Annotated in this window: 18 protein-coding genes; 6 read left to right on the top strand and 12 right to left on the bottom strand. The window is 68.0% G+C overall.

Annotated features, from left to right (window positions below; genetic code table 11):
* Window positions 1-6: 6 nt before the first annotated feature.
* Window positions 7-444, bottom strand: a complete 438-nt coding sequence (locus tag ACGFZW_RS01365) for a cytidine deaminase (RefSeq protein WP_393890909.1) — start codon at window positions 442-444, stop codon at window positions 7-9.
* Between the two features lie 359 nt (window positions 445-803).
* On the opposite strand from ACGFZW_RS01365, the gene ACGFZW_RS01360 reads away from it, so the two are divergent.
* The 3 genes from ACGFZW_RS01360 to ACGFZW_RS01350 all read left to right on the top strand — a co-directional run bounded on the left by ACGFZW_RS01360 (window position 804) and on the right by ACGFZW_RS01350 (window position 3,025).
* On the top strand, window positions 804-1,277 hold the full coding sequence (locus tag ACGFZW_RS01360; RefSeq protein WP_393890908.1) for a carboxymuconolactone decarboxylase family protein: 474 nt from the start codon (window positions 804-806) through the stop codon (window positions 1,275-1,277).
* Window positions 1,278-1,417: 140 nt separating this feature from the next.
* Entirely contained in the window at window positions 1,418-2,341 is a 924-nt protein-coding gene (locus ACGFZW_RS01355) for an RNA polymerase sigma-70 factor (protein ID WP_393890907.1), read from the top strand.
* A 105-nt stretch (window positions 2,342-2,446) separates the two neighbouring features.
* A complete protein-coding gene (locus tag ACGFZW_RS01350) occupies window positions 2,447-3,025 on the top strand; it encodes a MepB family protein (RefSeq protein WP_393891272.1) in 579 nt (192 codons plus the stop codon).
* A 126-nt stretch (window positions 3,026-3,151) separates the two neighbouring features.
* Here ACGFZW_RS01350 and ACGFZW_RS01345 read toward each other — a convergent pair whose 3' ends face one another.
* Window positions 3,152-4,372 (bottom strand): PucR family transcriptional regulator, encoded by a 1,221-nt coding sequence (locus ACGFZW_RS01345; protein ID WP_393890906.1) that lies wholly within the window; start codon window positions 4,370-4,372, stop codon window positions 3,152-3,154.
* A gap of 125 nt (window positions 4,373-4,497) precedes the next feature.
* Here ACGFZW_RS01345 and ACGFZW_RS01340 point away from each other — a divergent pair, with 125 nt between their 5' ends.
* On the top strand, window positions 4,498-6,012 hold the full coding sequence (locus ACGFZW_RS01340; protein WP_393890905.1) for a flavin-containing monooxygenase: 1,515 nt from the start codon (window positions 4,498-4,500) through the stop codon (window positions 6,010-6,012).
* Between the two features lie 142 nt (window positions 6,013-6,154).
* Here ACGFZW_RS01340 and ACGFZW_RS01335 read toward each other — a convergent pair whose 3' ends face one another.
* Window positions 6,155-7,459, bottom strand: a complete 1,305-nt coding sequence (locus tag ACGFZW_RS01335; protein ID WP_393890904.1) for an aldehyde dehydrogenase family protein — start codon at window positions 7,457-7,459, stop codon at window positions 6,155-6,157.
* A 223-nt stretch (window positions 7,460-7,682) separates the two neighbouring features.
* Between ACGFZW_RS01335 and ACGFZW_RS01330 the strand changes: the two genes are divergently transcribed.
* Complete coding sequence (locus ACGFZW_RS01330) at window positions 7,683-8,363, top strand: trimeric intracellular cation channel family protein (RefSeq protein ID WP_393890903.1); 681 nt, start codon at window positions 7,683-7,685, stop codon at window positions 8,361-8,363.
* 159 nt (window positions 8,364-8,522) lie between these two features.
* On the opposite strand, the gene ACGFZW_RS01325 is transcribed toward ACGFZW_RS01330, so the two are convergent.
* The 7 genes from ACGFZW_RS01325 to ACGFZW_RS01295 form a co-directional block, all read right to left on the bottom strand.
* Window positions 8,523-8,879: an FCD domain-containing protein gene (locus tag ACGFZW_RS01325; RefSeq protein ID WP_393890902.1), complete on the bottom strand. Its 357-nt coding sequence runs from the start codon at window positions 8,877-8,879 to the stop codon at window positions 8,523-8,525.
* Between the two features lie 49 nt (window positions 8,880-8,928).
* Window positions 8,929-9,162 carry a GntR family transcriptional regulator gene (locus ACGFZW_RS01320; protein WP_393890901.1) on the bottom strand — a complete coding sequence of 78 codons (234 nt, stop codon included), beginning with the start codon at window positions 9,160-9,162 and terminating at the stop codon, window positions 8,929-8,931.
* Between the two features lie 400 nt (window positions 9,163-9,562).
* Window positions 9,563-9,952: a VOC family protein gene (locus tag ACGFZW_RS01315; RefSeq protein WP_393890900.1), complete on the bottom strand. Its 390-nt coding sequence runs from the start codon at window positions 9,950-9,952 to the stop codon at window positions 9,563-9,565.
* A gap of 275 nt (window positions 9,953-10,227) precedes the next feature.
* Window positions 10,228-10,971, bottom strand: a complete 744-nt coding sequence (locus ACGFZW_RS01310) for a class I SAM-dependent DNA methyltransferase (protein WP_393890899.1) — start codon at window positions 10,969-10,971, stop codon at window positions 10,228-10,230.
* Between the two features lie 359 nt (window positions 10,972-11,330).
* Window positions 11,331-11,429, bottom strand: a complete 99-nt coding sequence (locus ACGFZW_RS01305; RefSeq protein WP_393890898.1) for a MerR family DNA-binding protein — start codon at window positions 11,427-11,429, stop codon at window positions 11,331-11,333.
* A 4-nt stretch (window positions 11,430-11,433) separates the two neighbouring features.
* Entirely contained in the window at window positions 11,434-11,646 is a 213-nt protein-coding gene (locus ACGFZW_RS01300; RefSeq protein ID WP_393890897.1) for a hypothetical protein, read from the bottom strand.
* A 199-nt stretch (window positions 11,647-11,845) separates the two neighbouring features.
* Entirely contained in the window at window positions 11,846-12,694 is an 849-nt protein-coding gene (locus ACGFZW_RS01295) for an SDR family oxidoreductase (protein WP_393890896.1), read from the bottom strand.
* Window positions 12,695-12,795: 101 nt separating this feature from the next.
* Here ACGFZW_RS01295 and ACGFZW_RS01290 point away from each other — a divergent pair, with 101 nt between their 5' ends.
* Window positions 12,796-13,257 (top strand): MarR family winged helix-turn-helix transcriptional regulator, encoded by a 462-nt coding sequence (locus ACGFZW_RS01290; RefSeq protein ID WP_393890895.1) that lies wholly within the window; start codon window positions 12,796-12,798, stop codon window positions 13,255-13,257.
* 184 nt (window positions 13,258-13,441) lie between these two features.
* Here ACGFZW_RS01290 and ACGFZW_RS01285 read toward each other — a convergent pair whose 3' ends face one another.
* Both ACGFZW_RS01285 and ACGFZW_RS01280 read right to left on the bottom strand, forming a co-directional pair.
* Window positions 13,442-14,026, bottom strand: coding sequence for a lipoprotein (locus tag ACGFZW_RS01285; RefSeq protein ID WP_393890894.1), 585 nt, complete (start codon window positions 14,024-14,026; stop codon window positions 13,442-13,444).
* A 522-nt stretch (window positions 14,027-14,548) separates the two neighbouring features.
* Entirely contained in the window at window positions 14,549-15,298 is a 750-nt protein-coding gene (locus tag ACGFZW_RS01280; RefSeq protein ID WP_393890893.1) for a TioE family transcriptional regulator, read from the bottom strand.
* Window positions 15,299-15,328: the final 30 nt, after the last annotated feature.

Below are 15,328 nucleotides of genomic sequence, written 5' to 3'. Positions count from 1 at the left end.
GTAGGGTCAGCGTGTACTGGGGGACGCGCTCTGCTCAAAGTCGAGCTGGTGGTCGGCCCAGACGTAGCTTTCGGGAAGCAAGTCGGTGATGAGGACGGTTCGGATGCGGTCGGCCGAGCCGACGATGACCTTCAGGGCCGGGAAGTAGTCGAGGAGGACCTGACGGCACCGGCCGCACGGGGGAACAACGCCCCGATCGCGGTCACCCACGGCGACGATCGTGTCCAGTTCGTAGGCTCCCTGGGCAGCTGCCGTGCCGATGAGGACCAGCTCGGCGCAGGGGCCGCCGGTGAAGTGGTACGCATTCACGGCGGTGACGATCCGGCCGTCCCGGGCGCGGGCTGCGGCCGCCATGGTGTGGTTGTCGCCCCGGCAACGAGTGCGCGCGACGTGGGCCGCGGCCTGAATGAGTTCGTGGTCTACGTGATCGGTCTGCGTGGTCATCTTCCCTGCCTTCGGGTGGGGTCGAGGTGACGTTGGTCTGAGCGACGACGCTGCGCAAGCGAATATCGGCGGTGTGCATATCCCGCCGGCTGACGGCTTACGACTGACTGACGGTCAGGGACGCCTGGCCGCATCCTTCACGTTCGGTGGCGGGCCGGGTGTCGCTCGCCCTGGGGCGCGGTTCGCGCTCTGGTCGCAGTGCGTCCTCCACACGGTTGCCGTGCTGCTCGTGAGTGGTGAGGTTTCGGCAGGACGTGCGCCGCCGACGGGGAGATGCAGGTCACATTCGTCCGTGTCACAAGGAGTTGGGCTGTCTCGTCCAAGGGTGTGTAGCCACTGAGACGACGGAGGAGCACACCATGGATGCGCGTCTGAACTACTTCGCCAGCCCGACCGCCGGCAAGGCGTTCAAGTACTTCATGTCGTTGGGCAAGGTGCTGAAGGAGTCGCCGCTGCCGGCCGCGACGCAGGAGCTGGTGTCGCTGCGCGTGAGCCAGATCAATGGCTGCGCCGTGTGCATCGACATGCACACCAAGGAGGCCGCGGCTGTCGGGGAGACCTCGGTGCGGCTGCACCTGGTCGCCGCGTGGCGGGAGGCGACGGTCTTCACCGAGGCCGAGCGTGCCGCGCTGGAGCTGGCGGAGGAGGGGACCCGGGTCGCGGACGCAGCCGGCGGGGTCAGCGACGAGGTCTGGGCACGTGCCGCGAAGCACTATGACGAGGAGCAGCTCACCGCCCTGGTGCTCCTCGTCTCTTTCATGAACACGGCGAACCGCCTGAACATCATCGCCCAGCAGCCGGCCGGCGACTACGAGGCCGGCCAGTTCCACTGAACGGCCGGCGATGACCCGCCCGGGGCGCTGTCGCAGGTCCCGGGCGGGGGCGTTGTACAGCCCGTCGATGGACCACAAGATCACCGGAACGTGCCCGCGCCGGACATACGGTCGGGCGGAAGCTTCAAGGGGGATGCGGCGTGAGCAAGGTCGAGGAGTTCGAGGAGCTGCGGCCACTGCTGTTCTCGATCGCCTACCGGATTCTGGGCAGCGTGAGCGAGGCTGAGGATGCTGTGCAGGAGACGTGGTTGCGCTTTGATGGCTCGACGACCGTTCCCACCTCGGTCAGGGCGTTTCTGTCCGCTACGGTGACGCGGATTTCGATCGACGTACTGCGCTCCGCGCGGGTGCGGCGGGAGGAGTACGTGGGCCCGTGGTTCCCCGAGCCACTGCTCAGCGATCCCTATCAGGATCCGGCGCGTTCGGCGGAGCTGGCCGACTCGGTGTCGATGGCGGCGCTGCTTCTGCTGGAGCGGCTCAGCCCTCTGGAGCGGTCGGTGTTCGTGTTGCGGGAGGCGTTCGGCTTCGGGTTCGACGACATCGCCTCGGCGGTGGGGCGTTCGGAGGCGGCATGCCGGCAACTGCTCGTACGGGCGCGGCGGCACATGCAGGCCGGGCGGCCGCGGTTCGACGCGGACCGTCACAAGCGGCAGGAGCTGGCGACGCGGTTCTTCGATGCCCTCCGCGACGGCGACGTCGCCGGCCTGCAGGATCTGCTTGCCGCGGACGTGCAGATGGTCGGAGACGGTGGCGGCAGGGCCCCGCAGCTGGCGAGGGCTGTCGTCGGGTCCGAAAAGGTGGCCCGGCTGTTGGCCGCCTTCTTCCCGCTGCTGGCCCGGGTCGATGTGACGTTCGAGCCGCAGGAGGTCAACGGACAGCCCGGCGCGATCTTCCGCGACCGGGACGGCAAGGTCCTCCATGCTCTCGTCCTCGATGTGCTCGACGAGCAGATCCAGACCATCCGCTCGGTGATCAACCCCGGCAAGCTCGGTCACCTCGGCCCGGTCGCCGACGCCTGGGCCATTGACGGCGAAGTGAAGGAGGCTCGCCGGCAGATGAAGTGAGCCCGGTGCCGGGAGCCCCAGGGCGAGGGTGTGGCTGGTGAGGGGCTGGTCCGGCGAGCCGAATTCGTTCGCGTGTTCGATCTCTGGCAAGATGAGGGAATGACGATGGCACGCGCAGCCTCTTCGGAATTCGGCGCCCATGATTCGTGGTCACGCGCGCAAGGGATCCCCGGTGACCTCCTGAGGGCGAAATTCTTGGCGTACGACCCGAGTGGGTTCACCTGCTCACTGCCGGTGCCCGAAGTGGAGAGTGCCGAATACGGGGCGTGCGAGTTCACCTTGGACGGCCGCGCGATCAGGTTCCGCGTGGCCAAGACGACCCCGACGAAGGTCGGTCAGTTCGTCACGGTGTGGAAGAGGTCCGAGGGCGGGCCGATCCAGCCCTTCGATGCTGAAGATCCCGTTGATTTCTTCGTGATCAGCACCCGCGAGGACGAACGATTCGGGCAGTTCGTTTTCCCGCGAGAAGTACTCCGTGAACGGGGCATCGTGTCCATGAAGGGTTCCGGTGGAAAACGGGCATTCCGCGTCTATCCGCCGTGGGTGACAACCACCAACCGCCGAGCCGGCAACACCCAGACCTGGCAGGTGAAACACTTCCTCCAACTGCCCGAAGGCGAGCCGATCGACATTCCCCGCGCCCACGAGCTCTATCACCCCCGTGGGCACCGCGACTTTGCATGACCGCAAACAGTTCAACAGGTTGCTCGTGTGGGCACGCCCGGTGCCACCAGCTCGAACCGGCACCGAAACGGCGCGACGTGACCGGTGGCACCGATCGCCGCCCCTTCCCCGGGCGCTGCGCCGGAGTCAGTCGCGTCCGCGCCAATGGAGGACTTCGAGAGCGGCCGCGACGTCGAGGGTGTGGGCGGCGAGCGGGAGCGGCAGCAGCTCGTAGGCGCGGGTGAGACGTCGGAGCAGGGTGTTGCGGTGGGTGAACAGGCGGGCGGCGGCTCGGGAGGCGTTGCACTGTTCGGCGATGAAGACGCGTACCGCCTCGGTGATCTCGGCCGGTGCGGTTGCCAGGTCGCCGAGGACGCGTTTGACGAAGCGGTCGGCATGTTCGGGGTCCTGGGTGAGGAGCGCGACGAGTTCGACCTCGTCGTACGAGGCCAGGCGCTGAGTGGAATTCAGGCGGGCCAGCATCCGCTGCGTGGTGAGCGCGTCGAGATGACTGCGGCGGAAGCCGTCGACGCCCGGTGCGGACGAGCCGAGCGCGATGCGCACGTCGGCCAGCTGGTCCAGGGCGGCCTGCACGTGGACCGCGTCGGGACGGCCGTGAACCCAGACCCAGCGGGTCGCGGCACTGGCAATGACGCTCAACGGCGCTGTCCCGCCTGCCGTCGAGGCGAGGGCGTCCGCGGCACGGTCGAGTTGATGGAGGTCGGCATCGGGATCGTCTGTCCAGGCGACGGCCGCGGTGTGTATCGGCTCCAGGGCGTAGCCCAGTCGTGCCTGGGCGCGCTGGGCGGTGATCGGCGCGCCGTCGAGCAGCAGGGTCACGATCTCCCGGCGTTCGGCGTGGGTGCCCCGGGTGAGCTCCCCGCGCTCGATGCGCATACGGGCGGCGATGGCGGCCACGGTATCGTCGACGAACGCGGAAATGGATCGCAGGGACACGTCGAGCAGTTCACGCAGCTCATCGGCATCGGTGGTGAGCGAGCAGGCGATCTGTGTCCACACCCGCACGGCGACACTCTGGCCGACTCGGTAGGAGTCGAGCGCGGATTCGTCGAGGCCGCGCCGCACGAGGTCGCGGGCGATGGCCAGCGGCGCGTCTCCCTCGTTCGCGGGCACCGGTTCACCGGGGGCGCGGATGTTGGAGGCTGCCCAGAACAACAGGTTGGAGCGGTTGGTCCGACGCGTCCCGGCGGCGAGGACCGGGTCGGCGGCGACCTGCTGCTTCGCTTGGCCGGACAGCGTGACCGCGTCGAGTTCGGCGAGCCACTCCGGGCGAGGGTCGAGTGCGATCTCGGCGCCCTGGCGGATCAGTTCCCGTACGCGCGGCGACGGCGCTTTCCACAGCGGCATGCGACGACTGTAGTGGTGCATATTGCACCACGCGATTGTCGATACGGTGCACATCGCGCCTTTGTCCCCGGGGGCCCACCCTGCACCATGGACGAGCCGCACGTCATCGTCTGGAGTCGTCGCCCATGTCTGCTGCCTCAGCTTCGCCAGCCGTCGAACATCTCGACGTCCTGATCATCGGCGCCGGGATATCCGGTATCGGGGCCGGTCGCTACCTGAAGACCGAACTGCCGTCGAAGACCTTCGCGATCCTGGAGGCGCGGGCCGCCTCAGGCGGGACCTGGGACCTGTTCCGCTATCCGGGCATTCGGTCGGACTCCGACCTGCACACCTTCGGCTACGAGTTCAAGCCGTGGCGGGATGAGGAATCCATCGCCTCCGCGCCGCGCATTCTCACGTACCTGCGCGAGACTGCGACCGAGAACGGCCTGGACAGCCACATCCGCTACCACCACAAGGTGCTGTCCGTGTCGTGGTCGACCGAGCGCGCGCGGTGGACGGTGCACATCGAGCGCGCCGATACCGGCGAGCGGACGACGCTGACCTGCTCCTGGCTGTTCTGCGCCGGCGGCTACTACCGCTATGACCAGGGGTTCACCCCGCGCTTCGAGGGCCGGGAGCGCTTCCGCGGCACGATCGTGCACCCGCAGCGCTGGCCCGAGGACCTGGACTACACCGGCAAGCGCGTGGTGGTGATCGGCAGCGGCGCCACTGCGGTCACGCTGCTGCCCGCGATGGCCGACACCGCCGCTCACGTCACGATGCTGCAGCGGACCCCGTCGTACATCCTCCCGGTACCGAAGAAGGACGCAATCGCCAACGCCTTGAAGAGGTTTCTCGGACCGGAGCGGGGCTACGCACTGACCCGGCGCAAGAACATCGCCCAGCAGCGCTTCATCTGGGCCTTCTGCCAGAGGTATCCGAAGGCAGCACGCCGGATCATCCGGTGGGCCAACGCCAAGCAGCTGCCCGACGGCTATCCGGTCGACGAGCACTTCAACCCGCCGTACGACCCCTGGGACCAGCGCCTGTGTGCCGTGCCCGACGGGGATCTGTTCAAGACCATCCGCGCCGGAAAGGCCTCGGTCGTCACCGACCGGATCACCACGTTCACCGAGAACGGACTACGGCTCGCATCCGGTCGAGAACTCGAGGCCGATGTCGTCGTCACCGCGACCGGCCTGAACGTGCAGGCGTTCGGTGGAGTCCAGGTCACCGTCGACGGCGAGCAGATCCGCCTGTCCGACAGTGTCGCCTACAAGGGCATGATGCTCTCCGGGGTTCCCAACCTCGCCTACTCGATCGGCTACACCAACAGCTCCTGGACGCTGAAGGTCGGTCTGCTGTGCGAGCACTTCTGCCGGCTGCTGGCCCACATGGACGCCTTCGGCCATGACATCTGCCGCCCGGAGGTGGCCGATCCGGCGATGCCCACCAGGCCGTTCCTCGACTTCGGCGCGGGTTACATCCAGCGCGCCGTCGACCAACTGCCCCGGCAGGGCGACCGGATGCCATGGCTGACCTCGATGGACTACCACTCGGACGTCAAGCTGCTGCGCGCCGAGAGCGTCGTTGACCCGGAACTGCATTTCGCCCGGGTCGAGTCCTCCCACGCCACGGAGACGACGGTCGCCCCGTGAGCGGGCCGTGATCGTCGGCCATACCCGTGGCGCGGTGGCCACCGCCCTCGCCGAGCTCCACCCTGTGCTTGCCCGCGAGCTCATCTTTCCCCGAGTGGCCAGAGCCCGCGCTTCGGTGGCGGGCTCTGGCGGTGGGGCGGCTTCAGCGGCCGTGGTGGTGCATCACATGCTTGCTCCGGGAGTAGTCGTCCAGCGCGTCCAGCGACAGGCCGCGGCCGTAGCCGGAGCCCTTGAAGCCGCCCCTGGGAACCTCGTTGGCCAACGTCAGGTGTGAGTTGACCCAGACGGTTCCGAAGTCCGAGCGGCCGGCGACGCTGTGACTGCGACGCGCGCTCTCGGTCCACACGGAGGCGGCAAGGCCGAAGGAGACGTCGTTGGCGCGGCGTACTGCCTCGTCCTCGTCGGTGAAGGTCTCCACGGTGACGACGGGGCCGAAGACTTCCTCGCGGGCGACTTCCGCGTCCTCGGGGATATCGCCCACCTCGTGAACGAGGTGCTCCACAAAGCGATCCGCCACCGAGGCGTGGACCAGGACCCGGCAGCCGGCCCCGCACTCCTGGCCGGAGTTCCAGAAGCCGGCGACCCGGAGGGCCGAAGCGGCGGCCTTGAGGTCGGCGTCCTCGAAGACGACAACGGGCGCCTTGCCGCCGAGTGCGAGGTGTACCCGCTTGAGCGTGTCGGCGGCAGTGCGGGCGACGGCACGTCCGCTGCCGACCGATCCGGTCAGTGCGACCATGGCGATGTCCGGGTGCTCCGCCAGCCGGGCACCGACCGTCGGGCCCAGGCCCGTCACCACGTTGACGACGCCCGCCGGCAGCAGGTCGCCGATCAGTTCCGCGAACTTCAGCGTGGAGAGCGGCGTCTGCTCGGACGGTTTGATCACCACACTGTTGCCGGCGGCCAGCGAAGGCGCGAGCTTCCGCGCGGCCATCATCAGCGGGTAGTTCCAGGGCGCGACGACCCCGACGACACCCAGCGGCTCGCGGAGGATGACCGACAGGTGGTCGGCTGCGTACTCCCCGGCGGTCATGGTCGTGGTGGCGCGCAGGGCGCCCGCCATGAAACGGAAGGTGTCGATCGTGCCGTTGATGTCGTAGCGGGCCACGGCGAGGGGCCTGCCCGCGTTCGCCATCTCCAGCCGAATCAGTACATCGGAGTGTTCGGCCAGCAGGTCGGCGATCCGGTGCAGCAGCGCTGAGCGATCGCTCGGCACCATGCGCGCCCACTGCTCCTGTGCGGAGAGGGCGGCGGCGACCGCACGGTCGACGTCGGCGGCGCTGCCCTCGGGAATGCGGGCGATCACCTCCTCGGTGCACGGGTCGACCACGTCGGTGAACCGCTCGTGGGGCGCGTCGAGGAAGGAGCCGTCGATGTAGTGGCGGGCCGGAGGCAGGTCGGCCGCTGATGAGGGAACTGCCTCGGCGTTGCGGCGGACCCGTGCGGTCATGGAGCAGCCCGCCGTCCGCCCTTCTTCCGGGGCCTTTAAAATCGTGGCGCGAGGGGCGCATCTCGCGGCCTTTGAAAGGTGCGGTGGGTGCAGGGCCTCGCACCGGCATTTCTCCATCAGGTTTGATCTGCGCCCTCCGTAGGCCGGCCGCCGCATGCGGCGGGGCCCTCGATGGGCAGCCGGTCGCCGATGTTTCTTCCCAGCGTTCGGTAAAGAGGGCTTTGTGACCACGTACTTCGACCCCTCGGTGCAGCATGCATTGGACTTGGTCGGGATCTTCGTCTTCGGGATATCGGGCGCCTTGCTGGCCGTGCGGAAGAACTTCGACGTCTTCGGCATAGCCACTCTCGCCGAGGCGACCGGTCAGGGCGGCGGACTCTTCCGGGACGTGGTGATCGGTGCCGTGCCGCCGGCTGCCTTCCAGGACCTCGGGTACTTCCTCACGCCGTTGCTCGCGGCAGCGTTCGTCTTCTTCCTGCACCCGGTGGTGGAGCGGATCAACTACGCGGTGATGGTCTTCGACGCGGCCGGTCTGGGGCTGTTCTGCGTTACCGGCACGCTCAAAGCGCATCAGTATGGGCTGTCCCTGCCGGCCTCGGTCGGGCTGGGCCTGGCAACGGCAGCGGGTGGTGGCGTGTTGCGTGACGTACTGGCGAATGAAGTTCCCCAGCTGCTGCGCTGGGACCGGGAGATGTACGCGGTGCCGGCCATTGTCGGCGCTACCGCGGTCGCGCTCCTGCTGAGCACCGACACCTTGAACGCGACCACCATGTCGGCCGCCGCGCTGCTTGCCTTTGCGCTGCGGATGCTCTCACTGCGGCACGGATGGCGTGCACCTCGTGCCTGGCGTCGCACCAGCAGCGTCGGCGGAGCCGGCACCGAGGACTCTCCTGCGAGTACGTGATCAACCCCCACCCACGGGCGGCGGCCGGCTCCGCACGACTGACGGCCCCGGCTGCCCCGCCCCGCTCAGTGTGTACGGGTACGTGAACGCCAACGTTGACCGGGGACACCAGACCTTCGCCTTGTACGGCGGCGACACAGATCGCTGCCGAGGCTCCCACTACTCGGGCTGAGAGGCCGCGCGCGCCCCGCCCGCTTGCTTCGGAGCTGCCAACTGGGCCTCGATCCGAGTCGTTGCGTTGACCAGCGACTCGTTGGTGATCGAGGCTGCCGCCTGCACGTCGTGAGCAGCAGCCGCCTCGATCAGTCGCTCCTGGTAGCGCCACAGGGCGTTGACACCCGGGGCGTCGAGGGTCGCACGGGCACCTACGGTCCTGTAGGCCCGGCAGTGCTGCCACATCGTCCGGATGGTGCTGAGCAGTACGGGGTTACCGGCGGCCTCGTAGAGGACTGACAGCAAGTTCTCGTCATGGTCGAGGTAGGCGACGACGGCGCCTTCGGTGATGGCGCGCCGCATCTGGCTCCAGCTCCTCACGCATGCGGGTGAGGTCGGCTGCACCGATGCGTTAGGTTCCTGCCCGCGCGGTCTCGACCTCCAGGAGACGCCGCACGTCGTGGAGGTGCACCAGTTCGGCGAGGTTCAGCCCCTTGACCACTGCCCCCTTGTGCGGGGTGCGCTCGACGAACCCGGCTTCCTCCAGGCGCCGGATCGCTTCGCGTACCGGCATCTCGCTGGTTCCGACTTCCGCAGCGAGGCCACGGATGCGCAGACGGTCACCAGCCGGAAGCTCTCCGCTCATGATCGCTTCATGCGGCACCGCATGCACACGGTCGGCCATGGACAGTGTCGGCTCGATCCGCTTAGCCATAATCATCAGCGCATCATGAACAGCCTGGTCAGCCGAGAGGGGCGGGTATCCGAGACGATCTTCGGCCGACACGGCGCCCCGCGACGCTTACCGCGGCTCGGTGGCTCGTGTGATGTACAACTGACGACGCCCCAACCACGCCCCGCGCCCACCGAGTCCGGTCTCGTCCTGCCCCCAGTGCAAGGACAAGGAGGCCGCCATCACACGCGCGTGAGGCTCCAGCGTCTGCTGGGGAAGTCAAGCGCTAGCTCGCGGGCGTCCACGAGATCGAGACCCGGTGCTTTCTAAAAGACCGGCCGCAGGGGCAGTCAATGACCCTCGGAAATATCGGTCAGCTGAGGTAGTGGGCCCGACCCTCGCTGTCCAGCCCGACCGGGCCTTCGGGGATGATGCAGAACTCATTTCCCTCGGGGTCGGCCATCACCAGGAACCCGCCATCGGCGTACTCCTCCAGCCTGCGCCCGCCGAGCGCCTCGACCCGTTGCTGTTCGGAGGCCGGGTCGGGCGAGCTGATGTCGAAGTGCATACGGTTCTTGCCCGACTTGCTCTCGGCCGTCTGCTGGAATCCCAAGCCCATCCCCATTTCCCGCCGCAGCCATACGTACGGTCCCGTACGGTCCACGACCGGCCTGCCGAGCAGCTCCGACCAGAACGCGGCAAGCCGAGCGGGGTCGGTGGCATCGACGACGAGGGCATTGATCCACATAGGTGAGTCCGCCATGTCTCGATCCTCTCAGGGTGGACAAAGGCCGTTCAACGGCGCCGCCGGCTGTGCCGACACGATCGTGGAAATCAAGCCCGCACAGCCCTTTCGCCTCGACAGAGGGGCTGGTTGCTGCGGCCATGCAGGTGCGCAGCAGGGTGTGCGTTGGGGCGCCGCGCCCAGCTGAAGGCCGTCCTCCGAGATGGGTCCGCCAGGCGACGGCGGACCTGTCGCGCTGGGCGCTGGGCCGGCTTAGTGGTGGGCAGGACAGGGCGTGTCTGGCTGGGTGTTTGTTACGCAGTGCCGCCCGCGCGTTCGTAGACGCTGATGTGGCGCCAACTCTGCGCGGTGTACGGCTCGCCGTTCCACCCGCCCCACCGTTCGCGTAGCCGGAGTCCAGCGATGCGGGCCATGAGGTCGAACTCGGGTGGGTGGGCCAGGCGTAGCCTGATGGGGGAGAGCCTGATACCTCCGCTGCTGATGCGGATGTGGTTCAGGTCGAGCACCTGGGTCAGCGGGTCGTACTGGCCGGCATCGAGGTCGACGTGGTCGAGGCCCACCTGTTCCGTATCGAGGTACTGATGACCCAGTCGCGAGGGCGCGGTGGGGATGCGGCATTCGAGGACGAACGCGCCGTCGTCGGTGAGATGTTCGGCGGCGTTCTGGAAGCATCGGACCTGGTCGTCCTGGGTGAGCAGGTTGCCGATCGTGTTGAAGACCAGGTAGGCCAGCCCGTAGGTGCGGCCGGTGGTGACACGGGACATATCGCCCATGGTCACGGCGACTTGATCACCACCTGGTTTCTCACGCATCCGATCGACCATGTCCTGCGACAGCTCGATCCCGTCCACCCGTACCCCCGCCTGCATGAGGGGCAGCGCGATGCGACCAGTGCCCACTGCGAGTTCCAGGGCGTTCTGCCGGTCCGCGAGCCTGGCCAGGAACGCGACGGTCTCGGCCTCGTCACCGCGTGGCTCGTCGTCGTACCGCTGGGACACTTCATATCCGAAGCTGGCCTTGGGATCGAAACCCTCCACGGAACGTTCCTCTCATGATCAGCCGGTCGATGGCTGATGGCTGATGGCTGATGGGACCTCGCGCGTTCGGGCCGGACCCTACCGCCGAAATTCTCCGCACCGCCATGCAATTTGGTGAGGCTGCGCATCGACGCACGGGGCGGGATGGGTGAGGCGAGCCGGGGCAGCCCCGGATGAGCCGGAACCGATCGGTGTTGTTCAGTTGAGCAACCAACCTCACCAGGCAGCCCCGGAGGAGAGAACTGCGGGCAGTTGCGGACCCCGGGACAGCCGTTCCTTGCCCTTGATGCCGACCCGATGCCGGCCCGGGGCGTGTCAGTTGACGGTGTCGTGGCTGCCGCAGGGGTGAGCGGCGATGGCTAGGGGTCGGTGTGGCCGCCGACCTTCACTAGCTCGGCGATCTCCTCCAGGGTGAAGCCCAGGCACTGAGCGGCCTTGATCACGCGCAGTGCGGTCACGGCCTCACCAGCAGCAGCCGCTCTCGCGCGCCACCAGGTCCCGGACCCGGTCTTCGACGCCTGGCCCGCCCGCAAGGTAAAGCTGCAGATGGAGGGGCCGGGGCCTCGACAGTGAGGTCAGCCGCTCGGAGAACAGCGCATCCCACTTCGCGACCCGCAGGGGTCGCTCCTCGGTGGGCAGCGTGCAGGACTGCGGCACCCACGCGAGGTCCTTCATCGCGCTCACTCCCTCATCTGCTCATCAGCCCCCCCCGCAGCGGGGGACACCTCCGACGGTAAGCCTGTACCTGGGTACCGGTTGCAAGGCCGAGCCGCCGACGGATTAGCAGAGGCTTTGCGACCTCGCCGGGGAGACCGGTCCCGCCAAGTCATCTCGACGGAATCGAGGGGTTGGCCCCCTCGCCGAGTGGGTGCGGTCAGGCGACCCAGCTGTTGGTGAGGCCGAGGACCGCGGAGCCGTCCAGGTCGGTGAGCTTGGTGCCCACGAAGCCTCGGGCCCAGTCGGTGGTCTGGAGGCGGAAGGCGGGCTCGTCCGCGGTCAGCGCCTCGATCACCGACTCTGCGGCGGCCTCGGCGGTCTGCGCGCCGTCGAGGAACTGAGCGGTCATGCGGTTCAGGTAGGCGCTCAGCTGGGGCGCGTACGCACCGGCATCGGCGATGGCCTCTTCCAGGTCGACGCCGGCGTTGGCGACGAACTCGGTCGCCACGGCGCCGGGCTCGATCACGGAAACGGACACGCCGTGCGCCGCGGCCACGGGTGCCAGGCTCTCCATGTATCCCTCGACGGCGAACTTGGCAGCGCAGTAGGCCTCGTTGAAGGGCTGGCCGATGACGCCGCCGACGCTGGTGACGGTGATCAGGCGGCCGCCGGAGGTGCGCAGGTGGGGCATGGCCGCCTTCGAGACGTTGAGCACGCCGAAGAAGTTGACCTCCATGACCTTGCGGACCTCGGCCACGGACTCGTTCTCCAGGGTGCCGAGATGGCCGGCGCCCGCGTTGTTGACGACGGCGTCCAGGCGGCCGTAGTCGGCAAGCACGCCGTCGACGGCGGACGTGATCGAAGCCTCGTCGGTGACGTCCAGCCGGCGGATGTCGAGCTCCACGCCCGCTTCGGCGGCGGCCTTGCGCAGGGCGTCGGAACGGCTGAGGTCACGCAACGTGGCGACCGTCGTCCAGCCGGCGCGTGCGGCCGAGACGGCGGCGGCGAGGCCGATGCCGGAGGAGGTGCCGGTGATGAGCGCGACCTTGGGGGACTGGGAAGACATGAGTGAGGCCTTTCGTGGTGCAGGGATGACAGCACATTTAAGTGCGTGTACACACACCATAGTGTTTATGTGTGCGTACACGCAACCGCTAAGCTGATGGCATGCCGAAGAAGAAGCTCACGCAGGCAGAGATGCCGGTGGCCGACCACGCTTTCTACGGGCTGGTCTGGGCCGGGACCGTCATGACGGACCGCGTGGATCGTGCCCTGATCAAGGCGCACGACCTACCGGTCTCCTGGTTCGAGGTCCTGCTCTGGCTGGCGGCGAGCCCCGACCCCGTTCCGGCCTCGGTCCTTGGCAACAGCACCATGCTCAGCCGCAGCCAGGTCTCACGCGTTGTCGACGCCCTCCAGAGCCGTGGGCTGGTCACCCGCACCCCCTCGACCAGCGACGCCCGCTCCGTCGAGGTCTCTCTCACCCCGGAGGGCCACCGACTCTTCGAGGCGGCCGACGCCACCCGCCGCGAGTGCCTCGCCCCCGTCTTCACCGACCTCCTCGACCAGGACGATCTGCAGGCGCTCAGCACGGTGTGGAAAAAGCTCAAGGCCAACAAAGACGCGTAGGCCGTTGCGTTCGGAGCTGGGCAGAGGGTCCGCCGCTTGCTCGCAAACATCCGGCGACTCACCAGGGCGCGAGGAACTGGTGCCCACTCCGCGATCGGGAGCGGCGCGCTGGTCGAGGGCCGGGCTGCCCTGGCCGCGTGTCCGCTGCCGGGACCCAGAAGCAAATTCCGTGGACGCGGCGGCGTCACTCCGAAGTCAGGCCGAGGGTCCTTTTCGCCTGCTCGAACGCCGGGAGCATCGCCTTGTGCTCGTCTGCGTTGAGCCCGCCGAGATGAATGACCACGCCACCCTGCTTGGTCATCACTGCCAGTGCGCGCTCGGGCCTGATCTCGCCGGCGGAAAGGTCGGTGACGGTGTACGTGGCCTCGGTGGCGGGCAGGCCATTTGCCTTGATCTCGCGGAACTTGACGTTGCTCTCGAAGTTCTCGGCGGTGACGAACTGCTTCATCAACGTGTGCGACTTGCTTCCTGGCGCGGCGGCGCCTTTGGTGCCGGACCATACGATGAGGAAGCCGATGTGTCCGGCAGGCTTGGCGTCGAGCTCGCAGACGGGTGTGAGCGGACCCTGATGGCCGAGTGGGCCCATCTGCTCCACCGTCGCCTGCGTGATGGCCTTCGCCGTCCAGGACGTCGCGGGCGTGAAATGCACGGGCAGATCGCAGGCCGTGCCCTTGTCGCCGAGCTTCTTCGCGGCGACCTTCTCCTCGTCACCGCCCCAGCTGAACGAGCAGCCGCTGAGCATGCTCAGCGCGACCACCGCACCCACCACGGCTTGTGACACCTTGCGCATTCCGGAAATCCCCCACCTTTGAGCATGTAGTTGTGAAAGCCGCCGCAGCTTATACGACAAATCGAGTCGCATTCGTCGACCGGCGTGAGATCGAGGCGGCGCACGGGCCCGCCATCGCCGTGGTGCGGGAATGGATAGTGGCCCAGGTGGCGGTGATCCCGTGCGACGGCTCGCGTTGGGTCGCCCGACGGCCTGATCGCCGCCTGCATTCGTCGCCAGGAGGCCCGGTCAGGCGTGCCGTTGCTGCATGAAGGCCACTGCTGTCGGCGAAAGGGCAGCGAGCGGCGAGAACTTGGGGTCGGTGCACAAGGAGTTGGGTCCTGTATGAGGATGTGGCCCCCCGCCATGACCTACAACGAAGCCGTGGTGTCCGGGGCATTGGGGCCGACCTCTGAGTCAGAGTCGGCAACTACTGACTGTGCGGGGCTAGTTCGCGCAAGGCGGAAGACCGCGACGCAACCGTTGGCGATCGGCCTTCTCTTCGCCTGGGCGACCGAAATTTCATCCGCGCTCGCGGAGGTACGCCTCCAGCTCTGCGGCCCCGGTCAGCATCGCCCGCCCGCGGGCGGACAGTCGGCCGTGCCAGTCGCGCAGTGTGGCCTCCAGCGGCTCAAGGCCGCCGGCCGTCCGTACCTGGGCGATCAGCGGGGCGATCCGCTCCAGCAGGTAGCCGCCCCGCCTGAGCTGGTGGGCCAGGCGGGCATCTCGAACGTCGGCCTCGTCGTAGACGCGGTACCCGGTGATCGGGTCGCGGCGTGGGCGCATCAGCCCGGCGCGCTCCCATTTGCGTAGCGTCGCGGGCCGGATTCCGAGCTTGTCCGCCAGCGGCCCGATGAAGGTGCCGCCGGGCTCGGTCATCGCGGCTGCCTCGGACCCCACACCGAGTTTGGGCGCTGTAGTGGACTCCAGGTCGCGGAGGGCGCTCTCCACGGCCTTGAGGGTCCGTCGGTCGTCGAGGAGTTGAGCGTGACTCTCGTCGATGAGGTGAAACGCCTCATCGACCGCGCCCTGGTTCACTGCCCGCATGATCGACGCAGCCGTCTGGTGACCGTGGCCGGGCACCAGGGCAAGAAACGCGCGCAGGGCCCCCGCGTGCAGCGAGGTATAGGTGCGGTAGCCGTGGGGTGTGCGACCGGCGGCCGGAAGGATGCCGGCCTCCTCGTAGTTCCTGACCGCCTGCGTGGAAAGGCCGTGCTCACGTGCGAGATCAATCGGCCTGAGCCGATCACCGCTTTGAAGGTTTCTCCCCATGCGAGCGACCATATCGCGGGAAAGTTTCAA

This window comes from Streptomyces sp. NPDC048248 (assembly GCF_043201875.1).
Lineage (GTDB): Bacteria > Actinomycetota > Actinomycetes > Streptomycetales > Streptomycetaceae > Streptomyces.
This window is presented reverse-complemented; position numbering and strand designations above follow the sequence as displayed.